The following is a 20873-nucleotide window of genomic DNA, read 5'->3' on the forward strand; positions in this document are numbered from 1 at the left end:
TTCCTAATCCCCAATCCCTAATCCCCAACCCCTAATCCCCAATCCCCAACATGGATACTCTCACACTCAAACTTCGAGGCATGAGTTGCGCCGCTTGCGCCAACAACATCGAAAAGGCAATTCGCTCTGTTCCTGGGGTAAGAGACTGCAACGTTAACTTTGGAGCAGAACAAGCTACCATCAAGTACGATCGCTCTTTAGCCAGTTTAGAGAAAATCCAAAGTGCGATCGCATCTGCGGGATACTCTTCTTACTCACTCCAGGAAGAATTGCTCTCTGAAGAAGATGATGCTGAAAAAGCGAGCAGGCAAGCATTACAACGCCAACTCTTCCTCAAGGTAATGGTGGGAGGTGTAATCAGCATTTTCCTACTTTTGGGGTCGTTGCCGATGATGACTGGGCTGAACTTACCCTTAATTCCAAGTTTTCTTGAGAATCCTTGGGTGCAATTAGTGCTGACAACACCCGTTGTCTTTTGGTGTGGTGGATCTTTTTATCGGAATGGCTGGAAATCCCTCAAACGCCATACAGCGACGATGGACACGCTGATTGCTTTGGGTACAAGTGCAGCCTATCTATATTCTTTGCTTGTCACTGTTTTCCCGAAATTTTTTATTGCTCAAGGCTTGATACCTCATATTTATTATGAAGTTGCTGCCATTGTCATTACCTTAATTTTGCTGGGGCGGTTGTTGGAAAATCGCGCTAGGGGACAAACTTCTGAAGCCATCCGCAAACTCATCGGACTGCAAGCCAAAGATGCCAGAGTTATCCGTGATGGTGTGGAAATTGATGTTCCCATCGCCGAAGTCAAAATTAACGATGTAATTTTGGTGCGTCCCGGTGAAAAGATTCCCCTAGATGGCGAAGTGATTGCAGGTGCTTCGACGGTAGATGAAGCGATGGTGACTGGTGAAAGTTTGCCAGTTAAAAAGCAGCCAGGAGATGAGGTGATTGGGGCGACGATTAACGGTGCGGGTGCTTTTCAGTTTCGGGTGACACGAGTCGGAAATGATACGTTTTTGGCTCAAATCGTTAAATTAGTGCAACAAGCACAAGGTTCTAAAGCACCTATTCAGCGCTTGGCAGATCAAGTTACAGGATGGTTTGTACCAGCTGTGATTGCCGTTGCGATCGCCACTTTCGTCATTTGGTTTAACTTCACTGGCAACCTCACCCTAGCAACAATGACAACGGTGGGTGTACTAATTATCGCTTGTCCTTGTGCTTTGGGTTTAGCTACCCCCACTTCTGTAATGGTGGGGACGGGTAAAGGTGCAGAAAATGGCATTTTGATTAAAGGTGCTGACAGCTTAGAACTAGCACACAAAATTCAAACCATCGTTCTAGATAAAACTGGTACTTTGACGCAAGGGAAACCGACGGTTACAGACTTTGTTACTGTTAACGGCACAGCTAATGGTAATGAAATCAACCTTTTACAGCTAGCAGCAACAGTGGAACGAAATTCTGAACATCCTTTAGCTGAAGCGGTGGTGAAATATGCCCAGTCCCAAGAAGTGAGTTTAATAGATGCAAAGGATTTCGTAGCTAATGCAGGTAGTGGAGTCCAAGCAGTTGTTGCAAATCAGCTTGTACAAATTGGTACACAACGCTGGTTAACAGAACTTGGAATTAATACCATGAGTCTCCAGCAGTATAAAGATGCATGGGAAGCTGCTGGTAAAACAGTCATTTTGATTGCTGTAGATAGCGAACTACAAGGAATAATGGGTATTGCCGATGCCCTTAAACCTTCATCAGCAGCAGTGGTGAAAGCCTTACAGAAGTTAGGTTTAGAAGTAGTAATGCTCACCGGAGACAATCGTAAAACTGCCGAAGCGATCGCTCTGCAAGTTGGCATTGAGCGAATCTTTGCCGAAGTCCGTCCAGATCAGAAAGCGGCGATTATTCAATCCCTTCAAAAAGGGGGACTGGGGACTAGGGACTGGGGACTAGGGAAATTTCTTCCCAATACCCAATCCCCAGTACCCAATCCCCAATCCCTTGTCGCAATGGTAGGTGATGGCATAAATGATGCGCCAGCCCTAGCCCAGGCTGATGTGGGAATTGCCATTGGTACGGGAACAGATGTTGCGATCGCAGCTAGCGATATCACCTTAATTTCTGGAGATTTGCAAGGAATTGTCACAGCAATTCAACTCAGCCGTGCCACCATCAACAATATCAGGCAAAATCTCTTCTTTGCCTTTATTTACAACGTCATTGGTATTCCCATTGCGGCGGGAATTCTGTTTCCCATCTTTGGTTGGTTACTCAATCCAATTATCGCTGGGGCGGCGATGGCTCTTTCTTCGCTCTCTGTCGTTAGTAATGCCCTCAGATTGCGTAACTTTCAACCAAAAACTATCTCATAATTTCAGGGTAATTTAGGAAATGTTCAGTAAAAAAATGCTTTGGGGAAGCCTTACAGCTTTAGTGCTTCTCATTGGAACATCAGGTGTAACATTAGCAGAAATGCCAGCCCACTCATCAGAACAAACCAGCCAATTCCAGCGCATCCAGCAACCTTTGGGCTTGAAAGTCGGTGTTGCGATCGCTGGTTTAGCTTTTATCGGACTAGAGTTGTGGTGGTTTCTTCTCTATAAAAGTTCTGAGTCCTAATTTCTGAGTGAATAATGAAACAATTGCTTGAACTTAAGACTATATCCAAAAGTTTAATTAAATAGTACTCCTACTGAAGGTATCTCTTGCAATCAACGTAATTTTACTGCTTTGAAATCTGATTGACCTTTAAATGTCTCATCATCTTTTGTAGAATTATGAAAAATCCTCAACTCTTATGAGTTTGCACTTCCAACTATTTCACTGTCCTTGCCTTAGTAACTATAAATTTTATACTTCTGGTTGGGATTATCCAGAGCAAATTTGTGGCTACGATCGGCAGGGAAATTCATGGCGAGGAGAAGAGCTACTAGCCATGCGCGAACAAGGTTTGATTATCAAAGAGTGTCCTGAAAAAACAGTTGTAGTAGGAGAGGAGGGATCGCTGGTTGGATATATTCGAGAATGCTTTGACGGCACATGGCTAGCACATAGTTGTTATTCCTTTGGATACATGGACATGGTAGAAGTAAGCGGTTTCAAGAAAGAATTCTACGCGGTTCGATACTTGCATCAAGTTATGGATACTGCTTTCCCAGATACGGCGTATGATCCTGTACCTGATCTCCCTTGGCAACATGAAACACTTGTTCAAGAACGACCTGAAAAAGCTATTTTTGTGGAACACTTGAATGCACTTATTGGATATATTCAATAGTGCTATAAAGGAATTTGGTGTGCATATAGTTGCTATTACCCTAAAAGCATGAATGATATAGATATAAAACCGATTGGGTTTATTAGTGAATTTTATGCGGTTCGATACCTGTATCAAATTGTAGAAGTTGCTTTCCCTGATATTATTCAACATATTCCTAATCTGCCTTGGGAATAATGTAATGCTTCTTGGACTACCTGCGCCATTTATACAATCTTTAAGTGTTTCTTAATTTTTCTTTGTCAGCACTCAGCACTGAGAGGTGTTTTGAATAATCGGACAAATTGTCTTCTCATGGTGATCGCTGATATTCTTCCAGCCTGAAAGTAATCCCTTTATTTCAGAGCGTAAAGTTAACAGTTGATCAATTTGCTGATCAATCTGCAATACCTTCTCTTCAAGCTTTTCTTTAATTTCACCACAGGGAGTTTGGCCTTGGTCATAAACCTGAAGAATATTTCCAATCTCTTCTAGGCTAAGACCAAGATTTTGTGCCCTTTTAATAAATGCTAGACGAGTTATCACATCCAATGAAAACTGGCGAAAGCCTCCCTCTGTTCGTCTTGATGAATTGATTAAGCCTAAACTCTCGTAATAACGAATTGTTCTGATGGGGATTCCAGTTAAATCTGTTACTTGACCAATTAAAAGCAGTTTTTTATCTTGAGTTAACACGGTAGATTTTCCCAAATTCTGTAATTATTATTACATATCTTACTAAAGATTAAGTTCTCTGAGAATTTAACAAAATATTTACATCAGTAGTTAAAATTTTTATCTAATTAGAGATTCTACTAAGTTTTAATTTTTCTAATCTCCATTCTAAACGGATATTTGCTTATTTAAGATGATATTTAATTGGCATAATTTTGTCATTCTTAATCAGAAATACTCAAAATCATACCTTTCTTATTTTATCTATTCCTTAGGTAACTGTTTGTCATGGTACTGAAAGTAACTGTTTTGTTTTAGTTCTCATGTTACTTCTAGATCAACTGCTTCACTTCAAGTGAAACCATAAAAATGAATCTCAACTCGCAGACTTCTAGCTCAATCCGTAAACCTAAAATTTTCAATAATCCAGAGCGTTTTATTGAGGGATGGTATTGGGTAATACCCTCTCAAAATCTGCGGGTGGGTGAAGTAAAACCTATCACGATTTTGGGCAGAGAACTAGTTATTTACCGTGGTAAAGATAAAAGAGTAGTTACCCTTGATGCCTATTGTCCACACATGGGCGCTCACCTTGCTGAAGGCAAAGTTGAGGGTAATGCACTACGTTGTTTTTTCCACCACTGGAAGTTTGATGCTGAAGGGATGTGTATTGATATCCCATGTTTAGATATACCACCTTCTCCAAAATTACAAACTTGGCCCACTGCTGAAAAGTATGGGATGATTTGGGTTTGGACTGGAGAAATACCACAACAACCTCTACCTTTTGTTCCAGAGTTGGAACAAAAAGAGTGTGATGTCGCCATCCATTCTCATTTTGTGATGAACTGTCACCCCAATGTGGTGATGATTAATGCCATTGATGCTCAACACCTCAATACAGTTCACAAACTGCCAATAGAAGTTGTTTTTGAAAGACAGGAACTAAATGAGAATGCGATTATTTTCACTAACACTACACCCATCAAAGACAATTCGTTTTTCATTAAGCTCGTCCGTATTTTCTACAAAAATGCCATAACTTACAGTATTTGCTATTGGTACGGTAGCATTGGCATAGTGACACTTGGCCCCGATTTTTTCCATGTCCAGATGATGGTTGCAGTTCGCCTCTACGAAGGGGGAAAAACTGAAGGTCAAGTTCTGTTGATGACTAAAAAACGTAAAGGAATTTTTGGTTTGTTATGCAATCGAGTTGTGCTATGGCTGACTAAGATTGTAGCTAAGTACTTTCTCATGGGTGACATTAAGATTCTCCAAACAATTAAGTTTGATTTGAAAACTCCCATCAAAGCAGATCACTCGATTATGCAGTTTATTAACCATGTTGAAAAACAGCAATCCCTAATGTGGGGAACTTGGAAAGAAGGGCGATCGCGCGATGTGGAGAGTAAGCCCAAGCGGGAAAGATGGCAAGATACAATGAGTAATGACTAAGTAAGTCGGCGCAATTAAAGCTAGCTGGTGGGGGCTGTCCTTTGTCATTGCTCATCAGTCATTGATAAGGGTTTTAAGCCTATTTAAGTTTCGTAACATAATTTGGTTTGTTCCCACCGACTTACTTAACATCATGTCTAGATGACCAGAATTCCGTCAGATTGCTTGGTCAATTAAACAGGCACTATATCATACCATTGTCAAAAATCTTTGCAATAAATTAATCGTTTGTAGGGACTTACAGATATACGTCCCTACAATGTATGGATAGCAGATATTTGATGAAAAAGTATAATTAATAAAGTTTAAAAGTTCAATGAAGTTACTTTTAACTTTTAACTTATTTTTTACTGTGCCACAATATTAATAAAAAGAAGTGGCAAAGCCACTTCCTAATTCCCAGGTAGAACCTAAGTTATGAGTATAACGACTACAAAAATTTGAAATAGTATAAACAAACACCAATTAACTGAATATCTCTATTTTCCTTGTTTTCTGGGTGAGGAAATCCTGATTTCCATCTGCCAAATAACTGTATATTTACATAAGTTTCATGATTGCAATGCAAACTCAATTTTATCTAGTTCATCGCTAATATGGCGCTTGTCCCATTCTGGCTGAAGTGTATCTAGTTTTTGGTGCGATCGCCGCTGCTTTCCATTGCAAGGCTTCCAACAAGCAATTTGTGAAAGTACATCATTCCTGACTAGGATTCAATACAACGATAATTTCTCCTAGCCTAATTCCCAAACGTTTCCAGTGGGGATTGCTAGAGGAAAAAGTACTATCCCCTAACACTGCTTGGTAGTCATTGGGGAATTTTTCATAAGCATTGGGAGCAGCGTTTACTCGTAAAATGAGTTTGCCTTGATAACGGGATAATTTACTACTATCCAACAAGATAGTACCGCCGTAATCCCACTCCAATCCATAGAGTCTAAAGTTACCTAACTTCTTGCGTAATTCGCTTAATGGGGTTCCAACACCAATACCTTCGCGGGTTTTCCAAGCCCAACCCAGGTTACGCACATCTAGAGGTTTGGTACGAGTATTATCACTCCAGACTACCAAGAGCGATCGCCCCTGATTTAGGTTTAACTGAGTAGCTGCAAAACTACCTATTCCTTCGGGGCCTGAAATGGTTTTATCAACGAGACGAGACGCGCCAAATAGCTTAACTAAATCTTTCTTAGTCGTTGTGCGTGTAATCGGCCCCACTCGTTCCCCAGGAACAATCAAGGTGTCTGTTAATGGTTGCGATTTAGCAACAGTAACTGGATGATTAATTTTCTGCGGTAGTGCAAAGGCTGGATTTGCTGAATAGTTTAGCAGTAAAGCTAAAGTAGCTGTAGCAATACCTTTGATTGATGAATGCATGGGTTCTATTTTGGGTAGCAGAATATGAGTTGTGAGTACTCATCGTTTAACTACTACAATTTCCCCGTTACAGATTCCCGATTTCCCAAAATTTTATTTCATCGCTCTAGTTGCATTTAAAATTGCCAGCAAGGCTACTCCAACATCAGCAAAGACAGCTTCCCACATTGTTGCTATACCTAAAATACCCAACCCAATAAATATACCTTTAATTGCTAAAGCAAAGCCAATATTTTGCCAAACTATTGTGCGGGTTTTTCTAGCGATTTGTATTGCTTCTGCCACTTTTGATGGTGCATCTGTCATGATCACAATATCGGCAGTTTCTATCGCTGCATCTGAACCTAACCCGCCCATCGCTATTCCAACATCTGCTCTAGCAATCACTGGTGCATCATTAATACCATCCCCAACAAAGGCAACTTTACCATGCTTGCCGGCGGTGCTGAGTAACTTCTCAATGGCATTAACTTTTTCTTCGGGTAATAACTCTGCTTCATAGGTATCTATGCCAATCTGTTGAGCAATTCGAGAAGCGATCGCTTGATTATCTCCTGTCAACATTACTGTTCTCTCTACACCCATTCGCTTGAGTGCTTGAATAGCAAGTCTTGCATCTTCTTTGAGTTCATCAGCAATGACAATATACCCAGCGTAAATATCATCCACTGCTAGATGAATAACTGTTCCCTCTAACTGGCAATTATCGTGATAAATATTCTCTCTATGTAATAAGCGATCGCTTCCTGCTATCACTACCCTATTTTCAACCTTGGCTCTAATTCCATAGCCTGCTATCTCTTCATAATCTCTCACCTCAAATTCATCAATTTTTTCACCATAAGCCTTGCGGATAGATTGAGCAATGGGATGATTTGAGTGTGATTCTACTTTGGCAGCTAATTGCAGTAATTTTTCATCATTCCAGCCATTTAATGGTATTATTTCTACTACTTTAAATACCCCTTGAGTTAACGTTCCAGTTTTATCAAAAACAACTGTATTCACTGCATTTAAAGTATCTAAAAAAGTAGAGCCTTTGACTAAAATACCACGTCTGGCTGCACCTCCCACACCTCCAAAGTAACCTAATGGAATACTGATAACGAGTCCACAGGGACAGGAAATAACTAGTAAAATTAGGGCGCGATAAATCCACTCTGAAGAAGTTGCACCAGAAATGAATAAAGGAGGTAATATTGCAACTGCTAAAGATGTAAAAACTACTATTGGTGTATAATATCGGGCGAATTTAGTAATAAACTTTTCTGTTTCTGCTTTTTTACTTTTGGCATTTTGCACCAAGTCTAAAATCCTAGCAATGGAAGATTCATCAAAGAGTTTTGTGACTCTAATGCTGAGAACACCCATTTTATTGATCATCCCAGCCAAAACCGTTTCTCCCAGCCTCACTGTTCGCGGCACAGATTCTCCAGTTAATGCAGATGTATCAACTTGCGAATTACCATCTATAATTTCGCCATCTAAGGGAATCTTTTCTCCGGGTTTCACGACGATAATATCCCCAACATTTACTGTTTCTGGCGATACTTTTTTGAGTTCTCCCTCTATTTGAATATTGGCATAGTCTGGGCGGACTTCCAATAATTCTTTGATAGAATTACGGGAACGACTGACGGCAATATCTTGGAACAATTCTCCAATTTTATAAAATAACATTACTCCGACAGCTTCGGGTAATTTATGAATTGCGATCGCCCCTAATGTCGCCACTGTCATCAAAAATGTTTCATCAAATACTTTACCTCTGAGGATATTACGTCCAGCAGTTTTTAAAACACTCCATCCACTTAATAAATAGGCAGGTATGAAAAGCAGATATTCACCTATTGAATAGAATGTATTGTGTAATTGATCTTCAAAAATTACACCAGGCACATATAAACTTAGAATCACTATTAAAGGCAATACCTCATTTTTCAGATTGAATTCTCCACTGTGATCGTGATTATGGTCATGGTTATGATTCTCATCATGATTGTGATTATGAACATGGTTATGATTCTCGTGATGATCATGTCCACAGTTGGAACAACCTGAAGATTCTAAATGTATTTTCCGCTTCATTTTTTCTGTTGAGGCTAGTAAATTACCTAAGACCTAAGCCTTTTTACAAATGTAATTAAAAAAAGAAATTTTTACAAGTTGATAATTTAAGAACGAGAATCTATATCATTTTTATTGCTAAATATTGATATTATCTTTTGGTTTAAATTAAGATTTATAATCTTGTAAATACAGTACAGCGCTTCCCGCTATTATGTAATACAGTTTTTCTTCTTCCCCCTCTCCTGCATAGCTATGAGGTTTGAGGATGTACCTCATAGCTGCCGAAAGTGCTGTAATAGTAGTTGTTAACTGTATAAAATAATCCAAGATAGAACTTTTGTTCGTAGTGAGCGATTCAAAACGAGACATCAACCCTGTTTGATATCTGAGTTCTCCTGTAGCAAATAATGTGTGATCAAACTGAGTAGACATGGAACTTTCTTGAGCAACAAGTGTCAAGCCAGCTATTCTCAGAAAAAATTAACTTGAAGTTTAAAAATTAATCGAATACCCTAAGCTAGTAGACAATTTTCTCAAGGAAATCTATGAACAAAAAAATTATCCTGAATTTGCTGTCTAGTTCCTCGATTTTTGTGTCGCTGATGTCTACGCTGGCGGTATTGAATCCTGCCCATGCTAGTATTACTCAGCGATTAATGCACACACAAGACGGTCGTACCTGTATCACTAACCCACATGGTGGAAAAGATTTTGTGTGTATTCGAGATTCAGAGAGAAAGCAACCGTATACCTCTACACGTTCCTCAACTATTGTCACATCAGTATCAGATGAGAATATTGCCATGTTGAACTTTACTGAGGAGGAAAGTGATGCTGCAATTCAGACATTTGGCTGTGACTGTCCATACTGTGTAAATTCTTTACGTCAGTTGCGCGGTACTGGAAACTTGGTGTACTAAGCTTGAATAGCGCTGATAGCGACTATAACTTCTGTTAGATACACGTGATTAATTACGTATATAAGATATACGAAACCAAAAAAGCATTTTTAACTATTTACCATTACTTTTATTCGGTCAAATGTAAATTCATTAGTAGGGGCAATTCATGAATTGCCCCTACATCGTCTAGTAGTCTGTCAAATTCATTTTGACGGTTAGAGAGACGCGATAAATCGCCGTCTCTACAGGGAATTATCCGTCAATTAGTTCTTGACAGACTACTAGTTTTGCGTCAGAGCGCCCTGTTTATTCAACCACCTCATTCACAGGAAATCTATCAATCAACTGCATCGCCCGATAGGCATTTCGTTGGAAAGAGTCTGGCAAGTGGGGAACGTGGGGTATCTGCGATAATAAATCCAACGTCCGGCGTAGAATTCTCACCACATCGCCTTCATCTAAGGTGGTGTTCTCGCAGAGTTCTGTCCACTCGATTCCCAGCGCCCATTGTTCCACGATCGCAATTAACTCAAATTCCAACCATATCGGTAGTGCTACGTTATACCGCCGTTGTGCTTGGAACATTTGGCGGCGAATTCCCCGCAATTTTGCCAAGGCTTCTGCGACTTCATTACTTAGGTCAAAGTTAACCTTACTATCTGGACGGGGAGTTTCCATCACCAAAGCGGCGGCGGCGGCGGCTAAATGGTGCGGATCTAAGTTGTCCAATTCACCACTAGCAAATACTAAACCCAGCCACAATTCATTCTCGCCTCGAATTGCTGCCGCAATTCGCCCTAATACTGTGGGGACTAAGTTATCCAAACCGCCAAAATGTTGCAGAATTGCGATTAAATTTAGAAACTCTTCCCAATGACGTTGTGACTGTTGCTCTACTTGCCCTTGCAACTGTTCAAGTTCGGCTTCTAGTTCGACATAGCGGGCGCGGCGCTTGAAAAGCGTGGCAGCATTGCCTGATTGATGTAGGGGATGAGCTTCTAATTGCTCTTGGACGGCGGTAGTGCGACTGAGTTGTTCTGCTACTTCTGGTGCTAAATGCAAAGATTCTATCGGATCAGGAATACGCACAGCGATCGCAAAGCTTTCTTCGTTACCACGGCGTGACTGTCCTGGCTTCAAAGGCATCTCTGGCGGTGGTAGTATATGAGGCGGCACTTCAATTCGCGGCAGTTCGGCATACAAATCGACTACATCCCCTGTGGTTGCCACATACCAGCGGTTATCATGCCCCAAGCATACCAAGTAAGGAGCTTGACCAGAACCAGGCGATTTTCCTACTAACACTGCGGTTACTGGTGAAGACACTGTGATGTTTTTGCCTTTGAGACTCAACAGAGTTCCTGACACTGCAAAGTCTAACATCATCCCTAATTCTTCTTTTCTATCTTCCTGTGCTTGCTCTTGCAAGGTCTTTAATATCTGGCGTTCGACTTTCAGGCGTTGCCGCAATTTTTCATAAATAGCCAGTTCATTTTCATCAACTGCGGCGATTTGCTCATGCAATTGAGCTAATTGTCTTTCAAGTTCGGCAATCTCGTCATATTCTGGTCTTAAATGCAAGGTCGCCATGTACTGCCCAAAACTGCGTTCTATCAGTTCCCTGGTTTGCTCTAGGGTATGGGTTTGCAGCAAGTTGAGTACCATGCCATAACTGGGCGTAAACTGGCTTACAAGGGGGTCTGGCTTGGATGTTCCCAAATACGCCGCTTCTTTGGCTCCTTCAAAGGGAGTTTGGACTGTCACCACGTGACCTTGTTTATCCATCCCCCGACGGCCTGCGCGTCCCGCCATTTGCAAGAATTCGGAAGCATTCAACAGGCGGTGTCCGGTGTCGGTACGCTTAGAAAGGGTAGAAATAACCGTTGTCCGGGCGGGCATATTAATTCCCGCTGCTAGTGTTTCGGTGGCGAATACCACTTTAATCAGCCCTTGCTGAAATAGTTCTTCTACCAGTGCTTTCCAAGCAGGCAGAATTCCGGCGTGGTGGGCAGCAATTCCTCGGTACAAGGGTGCAATTTGTCCAGAACGCCCTGCTTCAGGATTGCGGGCTAAAAAGTCATCAATCTGTTGCCGCAAAATTTGCGACTCTTCATTATTTACCAGCCATAAATCTCCCACTTCCGCCACCGCTTTATCACATCCCCGGCGGCTGAAGATAAAGTAAATCGCTGGGAGCATATCCCGTTGCTCTAACTGGCTCAAGGTAAAAATTATACCAGGAGCTTCAGGTCTACCACTTCTCCCCCTGTCCCTTTCTCCCCCTTTTCCCTTCTTTTTCTGAAGGCGGGGGTTAATTTTGGTTTTGCTATCATTCAACAGGGGAAATAACCCTTTGGGATTGCAAAAGTGAAATTCTAAGGGGACTGGGCGAAAATCGGAGTAAATCAGGTCTGTTGGGCCGTGAACACGATTTAGCCAGTCGGTGAGTTGATCGCTATTAGCAACCGTTGCTGAGAGGGCTGCTAGTTGCACTTCACGAGGACAATAGATGATTGATTCTTCCCAAACTGTACCGCGCTGGCGATCGTTCATGTAGTGGCATTCATCAAGTATCACCGCTTCAACGTCTACCAATGAGATGCCGACTTGCCCAATGGGTGTGCCATAGAGCATATTTCGGAAAATTTCTGTGGTCATCACTAAAATCGGTGCATCTCTGTGAATGGAAGCATCTCCAGTTAACAGTCCGACTTGATCAAACCCGAATTTTTCTCGAAAGTCACGTAATTTTTGATTCGACAGCGCCTTTAGGGGAGTCGTGTAAAATACACGTTTTCCTCGTGCCAGGGCGCGATAAATGGCGTATTCCCCGACTAATGTTTTGCCCGAACCGGTGGGGGCACATACGACTACTGAGCGTCCGGCGTTCAGGGACGCGATCGCTTCTTTTTGAAACTGATCCAGTTCAAAGGGAAATATAGACCCTAAGTCAAGTTCTGGAGACGGTGCAGGATAATTCACTCAATCACATTTGCAACCAGATTGTTTACTATATTAACGTTGGGCATTGGGCATTGGGCATTGGGCATTGGGTATTGCAAAACTCTTACTTAGTGTTCATTACCCCATGCGCCATGCCCCATGCCCCATTCCCTAGTCTCTCATTTTCCCAGCTCTTGCGATCGCTCTGTGGCAGCTTTGACTGCTTCAATTAAAGCTGAACGAAATCCTGCCTGTTCTAGCTTGGCAATTCCCGCAATGGTTGTACCGCCAGGGCTAGTAACACGATCTTTGAGTTCTGCTGGGTGCATTTTGGTTTCCTGCAACAGTTTCGCTGTTCCCAGTACGGTTTGCAAGGCTAGTTGATTAGCAATTGCTCTAGGTAAACCTGCGGCGACTCCGCCATCTGCAAGTGCTTCTACTAATAGTGCCACGTAAGCCGGGCCACTACCAGATAGCCCTGTAACTGCATCCATCAGCCCTTCTGACACTTCCACCACTTCGCCCACAGCAGAAAAAACTTGCTGTGCTATTTGGTGATGCAAGGCATTGGTATATGCACCCGAACAAATCGCGGTAACTCCTGCTCCCACAGTTGCAGGGGTGTTGGGCATTGCTCTAATCACTGGCAATTGCACAAATGCAGCTTCTAGCTGATTTAAAGGCACACCCGCTAATATGGAAATGATCAGCGGTGATTGTTCTCTATTAAGAATATCAATATCTGCTAATTCTTGAGCGATCGCACTAAATACCTGCGGCTTCACTGCCAAAAAGACAACTTCTTTTGCTTCACTGAAAACCTGGCTATTATCTGTAGTCACAGCAACACCGTATTGCTGTTTTAAGAAATCTAGGCGTGAAGATAGCGGTTCGCTAACTATGACTTCTGATGCTTGATAAATTCCACGCGCGAGTAGGCGGGATAAGAGTGCTTCTCCCATTACCCCACCACCAATTAAGCCAAATTTTATAGTCATTGATCATTAGTCATTAGGCATTAATCATCAGTCGTTTGTCATTTGTCACTATGATCAAAACCCAGGACAAATGACAAAGGACAAAGGACTAATAACTAATTTAACTTTATTGTGCCATCCGATTAGTTTCGTTGCCCCAACTTTGATTTGAAGGGCCTGTTGTAGGACGAGAGGGACGCGCTGGTGGTTGTGGTACTTCATGAAGAACGCCACCTTGGGTGCTAACTTGGACACAACTTGGTGTAAACAAAAAGATGCTCTCACCGATGCGCTCTTGATGTCCATCTAGTGCGTAAGTACCACCCGCAACAAAATCTACTGCTCGTTGAGCTTGATCTGGGTCCATGATTGTCAGATTTAATACCACTGACTTGCGTTCTCGCAGCGCTTGAATTGCCTGGGGCATTTCTTCAAAGGTGCGTGGTTCGAGTACCAAAACTTCCGAAATTCCGTTAATTGCTCCTGGCATACCAATCACATTCCCCATTGGCTTTTGACCTGTTGCTATATCATCTCCCATTGTAGGCACTGGTTCCCGCCAGCGTCGATTTTGAGCGGCTGGATTCTCTTGTGGTGCTGGTTGGGGATTTTCTTGCTGATACAGATTTTGGTAATTGTTATCTGTTTCTGGTTCTTCTTCGTAATACTCGTATTCCACTTGCTCATTTAGACCCACAAAGTCTCTGAGTTTGGAAAAAATGTTGTTCATTGTGTGTGTACTCTCCTGGTGCGAATAGTCTGTATTGACTTGGCTGAGGATTAGTTGAGCTAGGAGCGCTCGCTACATCGGTGGATACTTCAGCAAGTGTATTGCTATTTGTAGCCCATACTACGGGTTTTGGCGATGAACTGACACTTATTGGAAAGGTCTGTGCATCGCCTAAACATAATAATGAGTCAAGATTATATCCTAAGGTTTATCCGAAGGAAACTTCTTTATACCCTATTTTGACTTGGCGATTGCTCTTGTCAATACTATATCCTTTGTTTCCAATTGCACCAGTCTGTTACAAAATTCTTGTCAACAAATCCTGATCTCTATTAATACCGTCCTCAAAGGCTGATGATTAATCGGCTAAGAGCGATCGCCAAACAATATGGTTATTAATCACACCCTCATTGCGCCTGCTTGCACTTGATACTCAAGCGAAAGAGGGATGTGAAATACGCTTAAGAGCGATCGCCAAACAATATGGTTCCTAATCGTACCATCGTTGCACCTGCTTGCACTGCCAGTTCGTAGTCGCCTGACATACCCATAGATAGGTGCTGCATTTTTATGTGCGACCAATTTTGCTCCTGGATTTCTTTTGCTAACTCACGATTGCGATTAAACACATTAAGAATTTCGGAATCATTTAATCCGGAAGGCGGAATTGTCATCAAACCTTGAATTTGTAAACTTTTGTATTGATTGAGTGTGGGTAAATCAGCCAAAAGTTCTGGCACACTCCAACCAGACTTATTGGGATCGGGGAGAATTTTCACTTGTAGGCAAACCTGGGGAGTCACACCTAGCTGTTGCGCCAATTGGTCTAAGCGCTGTGCCAGCTTCAAATTATCCACGGAGTGAATCCAAGGGAAATGCTCGATGGCTTTTTTGGCTTTATTGCTTTGCAAATGTCCAATAAAGTGCCAGGTAATATCCGGTAAGTCTTGCAACTCGGCTTGTTTACTGGCAGCTTCTTGGATACGACTTTCCCCGAAATCACGAATTCCTGCGTTGTATGCAGACCGAATGGCCTGGGCAGAAACTTGTTTGCTAACAGCAATCAATTTGACTGAAGTTGGCAGTGAGGAGCGAATGGAAACGATACGTTCGGAAATCGAACTGTTCATTGGAAGGTGCGCTGGAAAACACTCTGAAGCTGATCGTACTCCTGAGAATGCCCACTGCGCCGCAGAGTACGCAAGCGATTTTCCAACATCATTCTCGCCTCAGTACGTCCTAAAGACTGGAATTTGACACCTTTAACGTCATTTGCGACCAAAAAAAATAAGCGCTGGGCATAAAGTGTGGTGAACAAATCCTGGGTTTCATCAACCATACAGATTTTGTAGAGTAAACCCCAAGTTGGATGGTTTATGTAAGTTTCTGCGTTTTCTGGATTCATTTAAGAGTCAAGGTGTTGTCAAGGTGGGAGTATATATATCTTTTCGCAGTTAATTCCAAACATTCAGACGATAATACCAACATTCGCCAGAATATTTGCTTAAAATGCGAAACTGCGGTTACGAAGACCTTGATCTAGTTTCTAATGGGCAGATGAAGCTAGTGGTAGTGAAGCGGAATGGTACAACAAAAGCCGCGAAGCGTAGATTCAGAGAGTAGAGGCTGGTTGATAAACATCACCATCTGCTTTGGTGATTTCAATTTACCAATCTGTAGGGACAAGGCACAAAATAGTCCTGATCTTCTGGTTGAAAGTTCGGCTTGGCAAGGAAAAACATCCTTTGAAGTTTCCAAAGGCAATGGCGAATTTTTCAACTTCTTTCCATACTGCCACAACTGTCGCCCAATGGCACAAAATTGGGATTGGGGATTGGGTACTGGGGACTGGAAAGAAAACTACCATTTATGCAAAAGGTCTATTGATTATCCAGTATTTTCAGTGGTGGAATTTGTGCCTGAGCGTTGTGCAGAGATTCACAAGGGTACTCGGTCAAAAATCTTAAGATTAGTTTGTAGTGTTCGCGCAACGCTGGTTAATACCTAAAATCTACAGGAAATGCTAGGGGATCAATTTTATGGCTAGGTAGCTGTTCAATTTACCCTACCATATTGTTACATATAGCTCAATACCGTTCGGTTAAGGCAAGAGACGCGATGAATCGCCGTCTCTACAATAATCAATCAGTCTTTGGTAGAGACGGCGATTTAATGTTTTACTTATGAATTCTGAATTCTGCTGTATTACCTCTTACCATTTTCTCAGTGCAAAATTACGCCTGAGTCCCTATAGTTACCCGTATTCCCCAGAATAAGATTAAAGTTGCGATCGCAAGCCAATCACGCCCTTTTAATCGTAAGTCGTGCCACTGCACTCGATGCTCATTGGGACTGGTAAAACCCCGTACCATCATTGCATTCGCCATTTGATCGGCTCGTAAGAGCAGATTTTCCAAAAGTCTCTCTGCAACTGTCATCCAAACCTTGAATGCTCCTTTTAATCCCAGTTTTTTCCAATTAATTGCTCTTGTCATCACGGAGCGGAATAAATTTTGCACTTCTTCTAAAACTAGGGGAATAAAGCGCAAGGACAAAGTTAAAGTTAAAGCAATTTCTGTGACGGGCAACTTGAAGCGTCGCAAGGGTTGCATTAGGCTTTCGATGCCAGATGTGATTTCTTCTGGTGCGGTTGTTAACAGATACAGGTTGGTGCTGTAAATTACGGTAAATATAAGTGTACTCAGGCGTACCGCCAAACTCAACGAGTAGCGAGTGACTTTAACCGGGCCTTTGTGAAATAGCACGTAGCTGTATGCTTTTTTCTCGGCTACTGGCTCTTTAATATTATTAGAGAATGCTTGCTGGGTTAATATTTGTTCATTAGCTGGTAAGCGTGGCTGATGATTTACACCCATTCCATCAGGACTGATGGCTCCGATCGCTAAGATAAAAAACGATAGCATTAACAGCCAGCCCATTTGCTGCTGCCATACACGTCGGGGAATTCTCGCAATCAAGGTAGCAACAATCAATACTATCACTAGCAGCACACGCCAAAGGTTGTTGGCCAAAACATAGCTTGTTAAAAAGCTCATCAACCAGGCAAACTTGACTCGCGGATCGATTTTATGCAGCCAAGTTTGGGGTTGTTCTAGATAAAGTCCAAGTGGCAGCGATCGCAATAAATCCATTTTAGAGTTAGAAGTTAGGAGTTAGGAGTTAGAAGTTTTGACTTTAACTCATAACTTTTACCGTGTGCCGCTATCAAACTCAATTCGATAGGGTTCCATAATTAGCAATTTTCGCTTTAACCAATAACTCTTGTACAGACACAATTTAATCGCGTCTCTCTTGTACAGACGCGATGAATCGCTTCTCCTAACTTATTTTGACGCGAGTTGCTCTATTAACATTACCACTTTCGGCATCACGGACTTTTTTGCTCCGCCACAGTAAGATAATTGGCGTGCCTTTAAATCCTAGCTGTTGCCTAAATTGCCGTTCAATGTAGCGGCGGTAGTTGTCGTTGAAGCGTTTGGAATCATTGACAAATAGTGCGATCGTCGGTGGTTGGCTACTTACTTGTGTACCATAATAAATCTTCCCTTGACGCCCACCGCGAGATGCTGGCGGTGAATGCCAACTCACGGCATCTGTTAAAACTTCGTTAATCACTGATGTGCTAACACGGCGTTTGTGTGATTCAGCCGCAGTTTTCACCAATTCGAGAATCTTTTCTACCCGTTGTCCTGACAAGGCACTTACAAAGATTGTTTCTGCCCATTCGGTAAAATGTAACCGTGATTGCAGAGTTTTTTCGTAGTCGTAAATTGTGTAAGAGTCTTTTTCGACCGCATCCCACTTATTAACGACGATGATGCAAGCTCGACCTTCCTCGATAATCCGCCCAGCTAATTTTTGGTCTTGTTCAGTAACTCCATCTACAGCATCTATTACTAATAAAACCACGTCAGCGCGGCGAATCGCTTTGAAAGCACGGTTAATACTAAAAAATTCTGTGCCGTATTCGATGTGTTTCTTTTTGCGGATACCGGCGGTATCAATCAAGCGGTAGGTTTGTCCGGCTCGTTCAATGACGGTATCAATAGCATCGCGGGTTGTGCCGGAAATTGGGCTGACAATTGCCCTTTCTTCCCCAACAAAAGAATTGAGTAAGCTCGATTTGCCCACATTCGGGCGTCCCACAATTGCTACTTTGATTTCATTAGTTTCTGGGATGTCTTCAACAGCAGGTATGTGATTAACTAATTCGTCGAGTAACTCTCCTGTGCCGCTACCATGAATCGCGGAGATGGCGTAAGGTTCGCCCAATCCCAATTCCCAAAATTCGGCAGCTTGCATTAAGCCTTGATCTGGGGATTCACATTTATTTACAGCTAGTAGCACAGGTACGCGTTGTTGGCGCATCCATTCGGCGATTTCTAAATCTGCTGATGTGGGGCCTGTTTGACCATCGACTACAAAAATAGCCCCACATGCTTCTGCAAGGGCTGTCATTGCCTGTTGGCGAATCAGTGGTAAAAATTCGGTATCATCATTAAAAACTAAACCACCAGTGTCTACCACTAAAAATTCGCGGCCATTCCAGAAAGCCGGCATGTAAGTGCGATCGCGTGTCACTCCCGGTTCATCATGGACAATCGCCGTTTGTTCCCCGGCGAGTCGATTAACCAGGGTGGATTTGCCCACATTTGGGCGTCCGATAATTGCAACAATTGGCAGTGCCATAAAACCAGGGTAAGTGAGAGACGTAGTATATCATGTACCTACATTTTACTCACTTTAAACTTGAAGTTTTAATAATTTCCCAATCATCTGAGGCGATTTCTGTGTTGGGCTGTTTGTAACGCCATACTTTTATAGCAGGAGGCAGGAGGCAGGAGGCAGGAGGCAGGAGGCAGAAGGCAGGAGGCAGGAGGCAGGAGGCAGGAGGCAGGAGGCAGGAGCTTTCAAGGGTAGGTATTTAATAAAGGCGTATTTTTGCAGGTAAAATACTATCTAGCTTTTATCAGCAGAATTACTACGGGTGCAGGAGGGTGAATGCAAGTAGGAAAAAGCGAGGAATTAAGAGAATGGACTAGAAAAGTAATTGAAAAAATGCCAAATCTCACAAAACCTCAAGCTGTTGTACTGGCAATGTGGACTTTTGGGATAGTAATGACCCAATCAAGTGGACTGACAACGGTTTCAGTATTTTTAGCAGAACTACTGGGTAAAAAGGAGAATACTATACGTCAGCAACTGCGGGAATGGTATCGAGACGCAGAAGATAAAACAAAAACTGGTCGAACTTCATTGGATGTGACATCTTGTTTTAGTCCACTACTATCTTGGATTCTAAGTCTTTGGCCTAAAGGTGAAAAACGTCTAGCATTGGCAGCAGATGCTTCAACTTTAAGCGATCGCTTTACTGTATTAGCAATTAGCATTGTTTACCGTGGCTGTGGAATTCCAATTGCCTGGAAAATAGTTGAAGCTACCATTCCTGGAAGTTGGAAACCTCACTGGGAAGAATTATTTCGCCATATAGACAAAACTGTACCACCAGATTGGTTTGTAATTGTCACCACAGATAGAGGGCTTTATGCTGAGTGGTTGTATCAACAAATCTTGAACTGTGGTTGGCATCCTTTTATGCGGATTAACCTTCAGGGGCAGTTTCAAATTAAAGGTACTGTTTCTTGGCTACCTCTAAATACTCTTGTTCGAGAAGTTGGTCAGTCATTTGAGTCATTGGTAACTTGTTTCAAAAGTAACCCGATTGAATGTACATTGTTAGCCCGTCATGACGAGGGCTATGCCGAACCTTGGTTAATTCTCACCGATTTACAACCCGAAGTTGCGGATGCTTGTTGGTATTCGATGCGCTCTTGGATTGAATGTCTATTTAAAGACGGTAAAAGAGGTGGTTTTGCTTGGCATCAAACTAAAATGACAGATACCAAACGAGCCGAGAGACATTGGTTAGCGATCGCAATCGCTACTTTATGGCAGGTTAGTGTTGGAGGTGCTATTGATGCCAATTTGCCTATTAGTAGTTTAGACGAATTACCACAAACCCACGTTGCACGACGCAATTTGAAAAATAGTGTCTTCCATCGTTGTCTCTCATGTTTCCGTCGTGGATTTTTAGTGATTAAGGCTGCCGTTCTTAATCGTCTTCCCCTACCTCAAGGTAGCTTTTTCCCTGAACCTTGGCCTTCCTTGACTCCACAACTCCATGTCTCTCAAATCACCCTCTCTACTGCCTGATTTTTAAATACCTACCCTTGAAAGGGAGGCAGGAGGGAGGCAGAAGGCAGAAGGCAGGGGGCAGGAGGCAGGAGGCAGAGGGCAGGAGGCAGGAGGCAAAAGTATTACTATTCCTAGCCTTGGGGTTTTCAAAATGTCCTAACCTATGTGGCTACGGCTATAAAAATAAAAAAAGGTAGGATTTCCTACCTTTTACCCAAAAAAAGCATATTGTCAACCTTTGTAACCAAATACCAAATAATTAA

General features: G+C 42.3%; 18 protein-coding genes. 7 read left to right on the top strand and 11 right to left on the bottom strand.

Translation table 11 applies throughout. The features are described 5' to 3' along the window. The first annotated feature begins 50 nt into the window (after nucleotides 1-50). The 3 genes from RRG12_RS33835 (at nucleotide 51) to RRG12_RS33845 (ending at nucleotide 3283) form a co-directional block, all read left to right on the top strand. Complete coding sequence (locus RRG12_RS33835; protein ID WP_420762240.1) at nucleotides 51-2378, top strand: heavy metal translocating P-type ATPase; 2328 nt, start codon at nucleotides 51-53, stop codon at nucleotides 2376-2378. A 19-nt stretch (nucleotides 2379-2397) separates the two neighbouring features. Beyond that, nucleotides 2398-2625: a hypothetical protein gene (locus tag RRG12_RS33840; RefSeq protein WP_420762241.1), complete on the top strand. Its 228-nt coding sequence runs from the start codon at nucleotides 2398-2400 to the stop codon at nucleotides 2623-2625. Nucleotides 2626-2803: 178 nt separating this feature from the next. Further along, entirely contained in the window at nucleotides 2804-3283 is a 480-nt protein-coding gene (locus tag RRG12_RS33845) for a hypothetical protein (protein ID WP_420762242.1), read from the top strand. 249 nt (nucleotides 3284-3532) lie between these two features. On the opposite strand, the gene RRG12_RS33850 is transcribed toward RRG12_RS33845, so the two are convergent. Continuing rightward, the gene (locus tag RRG12_RS33850) at nucleotides 3533-3958 is read right to left on the bottom strand and encodes a heavy metal-responsive transcriptional regulator (RefSeq protein WP_069068701.1); all 426 of its coding nucleotides are present in this window, start codon (nucleotides 3956-3958) and stop codon (nucleotides 3533-3535) included. Between the two features lie 348 nt (nucleotides 3959-4306). Between RRG12_RS33850 and RRG12_RS33855 the strand changes: the two genes are divergently transcribed. Next, the gene (locus RRG12_RS33855) at nucleotides 4307-5395 is read left to right on the top strand and encodes a Rieske 2Fe-2S domain-containing protein (protein WP_420762243.1); all 1089 of its coding nucleotides are present in this window, start codon (nucleotides 4307-4309) and stop codon (nucleotides 5393-5395) included. Nucleotides 5396-6091: 696 nt separating this feature from the next. Here the strand turns inward: RRG12_RS33855 and RRG12_RS33860 are convergent. From RRG12_RS33860 to RRG12_RS33870, 3 genes are all read right to left on the bottom strand, one after another. Then, a complete protein-coding gene (locus tag RRG12_RS33860; protein ID WP_420762244.1) occupies nucleotides 6092-6772 on the bottom strand; it encodes a hypothetical protein in 681 nt (226 codons plus the stop codon). Nucleotides 6773-6865: 93 nt separating this feature from the next. Further along, the gene (locus RRG12_RS33865; RefSeq protein ID WP_420762245.1) at nucleotides 6866-8860 is read right to left on the bottom strand and encodes a heavy metal translocating P-type ATPase; all 1995 of its coding nucleotides are present in this window, start codon (nucleotides 8858-8860) and stop codon (nucleotides 6866-6868) included. 147 nt (nucleotides 8861-9007) lie between these two features. Then, the gene (locus RRG12_RS33870; RefSeq protein WP_420762246.1) at nucleotides 9008-9274 is read right to left on the bottom strand and encodes a hypothetical protein; all 267 of its coding nucleotides are present in this window, start codon (nucleotides 9272-9274) and stop codon (nucleotides 9008-9010) included. Between the two features lie 113 nt (nucleotides 9275-9387). On the opposite strand from RRG12_RS33870, the gene RRG12_RS33875 reads away from it, so the two are divergent. Next, complete coding sequence (locus RRG12_RS33875) at nucleotides 9388-9762, top strand: hypothetical protein (RefSeq protein ID WP_420762247.1); 375 nt, start codon at nucleotides 9388-9390, stop codon at nucleotides 9760-9762. A gap of 288 nt (nucleotides 9763-10050) precedes the next feature. Here RRG12_RS33875 and RRG12_RS33880 read toward each other — a convergent pair whose 3' ends face one another. The 5 genes from RRG12_RS33880 to pipX form a co-directional block, all read right to left on the bottom strand. Next, nucleotides 10051-12726: a DEAD/DEAH box helicase gene (locus RRG12_RS33880; RefSeq protein WP_420762248.1), complete on the bottom strand. Its 2676-nt coding sequence runs from the start codon at nucleotides 12724-12726 to the stop codon at nucleotides 10051-10053. Between the two features lie 140 nt (nucleotides 12727-12866). Then, nucleotides 12867-13685 (bottom strand): pyrroline-5-carboxylate reductase, encoded by an 819-nt coding sequence (gene proC / locus RRG12_RS33885; protein WP_420762249.1) that lies wholly within the window; start codon nucleotides 13683-13685, stop codon nucleotides 12867-12869. A gap of 106 nt (nucleotides 13686-13791) precedes the next feature. Then, on the bottom strand, nucleotides 13792-14394 hold the full coding sequence (locus RRG12_RS33890) for a cell division protein SepF (RefSeq protein WP_069068708.1): 603 nt from the start codon (nucleotides 14392-14394) through the stop codon (nucleotides 13792-13794). Between the two features lie 461 nt (nucleotides 14395-14855). Beyond that, complete coding sequence (locus RRG12_RS33895) at nucleotides 14856-15524, bottom strand: YggS family pyridoxal phosphate-dependent enzyme (RefSeq protein ID WP_069068709.1); 669 nt, start codon at nucleotides 15522-15524, stop codon at nucleotides 14856-14858. Continuing rightward, nucleotides 15521-15799, bottom strand: coding sequence for a transcriptional coactivator PipX (gene pipX / locus RRG12_RS33900; protein ID WP_420762250.1), 279 nt, complete (start codon nucleotides 15797-15799; stop codon nucleotides 15521-15523). Before pipX ends, RRG12_RS33895 begins: the two co-directional genes overlap by 4 nt. A gap of 177 nt (nucleotides 15800-15976) precedes the next feature. Between pipX and RRG12_RS33905 the strand changes: the two genes are divergently transcribed. Next, complete coding sequence (locus tag RRG12_RS33905) at nucleotides 15977-16402, top strand: hypothetical protein (protein WP_420762251.1); 426 nt, start codon at nucleotides 15977-15979, stop codon at nucleotides 16400-16402. A 226-nt stretch (nucleotides 16403-16628) separates the two neighbouring features. On the opposite strand, the gene RRG12_RS33910 is transcribed toward RRG12_RS33905, so the two are convergent. Together RRG12_RS33910 and der are read right to left on the bottom strand one after the other, a co-directional pair. Further along, on the bottom strand, nucleotides 16629-17546 hold the full coding sequence (locus RRG12_RS33910; RefSeq protein ID WP_420762252.1) for an energy-coupling factor transporter transmembrane component T family protein: 918 nt from the start codon (nucleotides 17544-17546) through the stop codon (nucleotides 16629-16631). A gap of 187 nt (nucleotides 17547-17733) precedes the next feature. Beyond that, nucleotides 17734-19104: a ribosome biogenesis GTPase Der gene (gene der / locus RRG12_RS33915; protein WP_420762253.1), complete on the bottom strand. Its 1371-nt coding sequence runs from the start codon at nucleotides 19102-19104 to the stop codon at nucleotides 17734-17736. Nucleotides 19105-19416: 312 nt separating this feature from the next. Here der and RRG12_RS33920 point away from each other — a divergent pair, with 312 nt between their 5' ends. Next, nucleotides 19417-20628 carry an endonuclease gene (locus tag RRG12_RS33920; protein WP_420758009.1) on the top strand — a complete coding sequence of 404 codons (1212 nt, stop codon included), beginning with the start codon at nucleotides 19417-19419 and terminating at the stop codon, nucleotides 20626-20628. Nucleotides 20629-20873 lie beyond the last annotated feature (245 nt).

This window comes from Nostoc sp. CALU 546 (assembly GCF_048836525.1).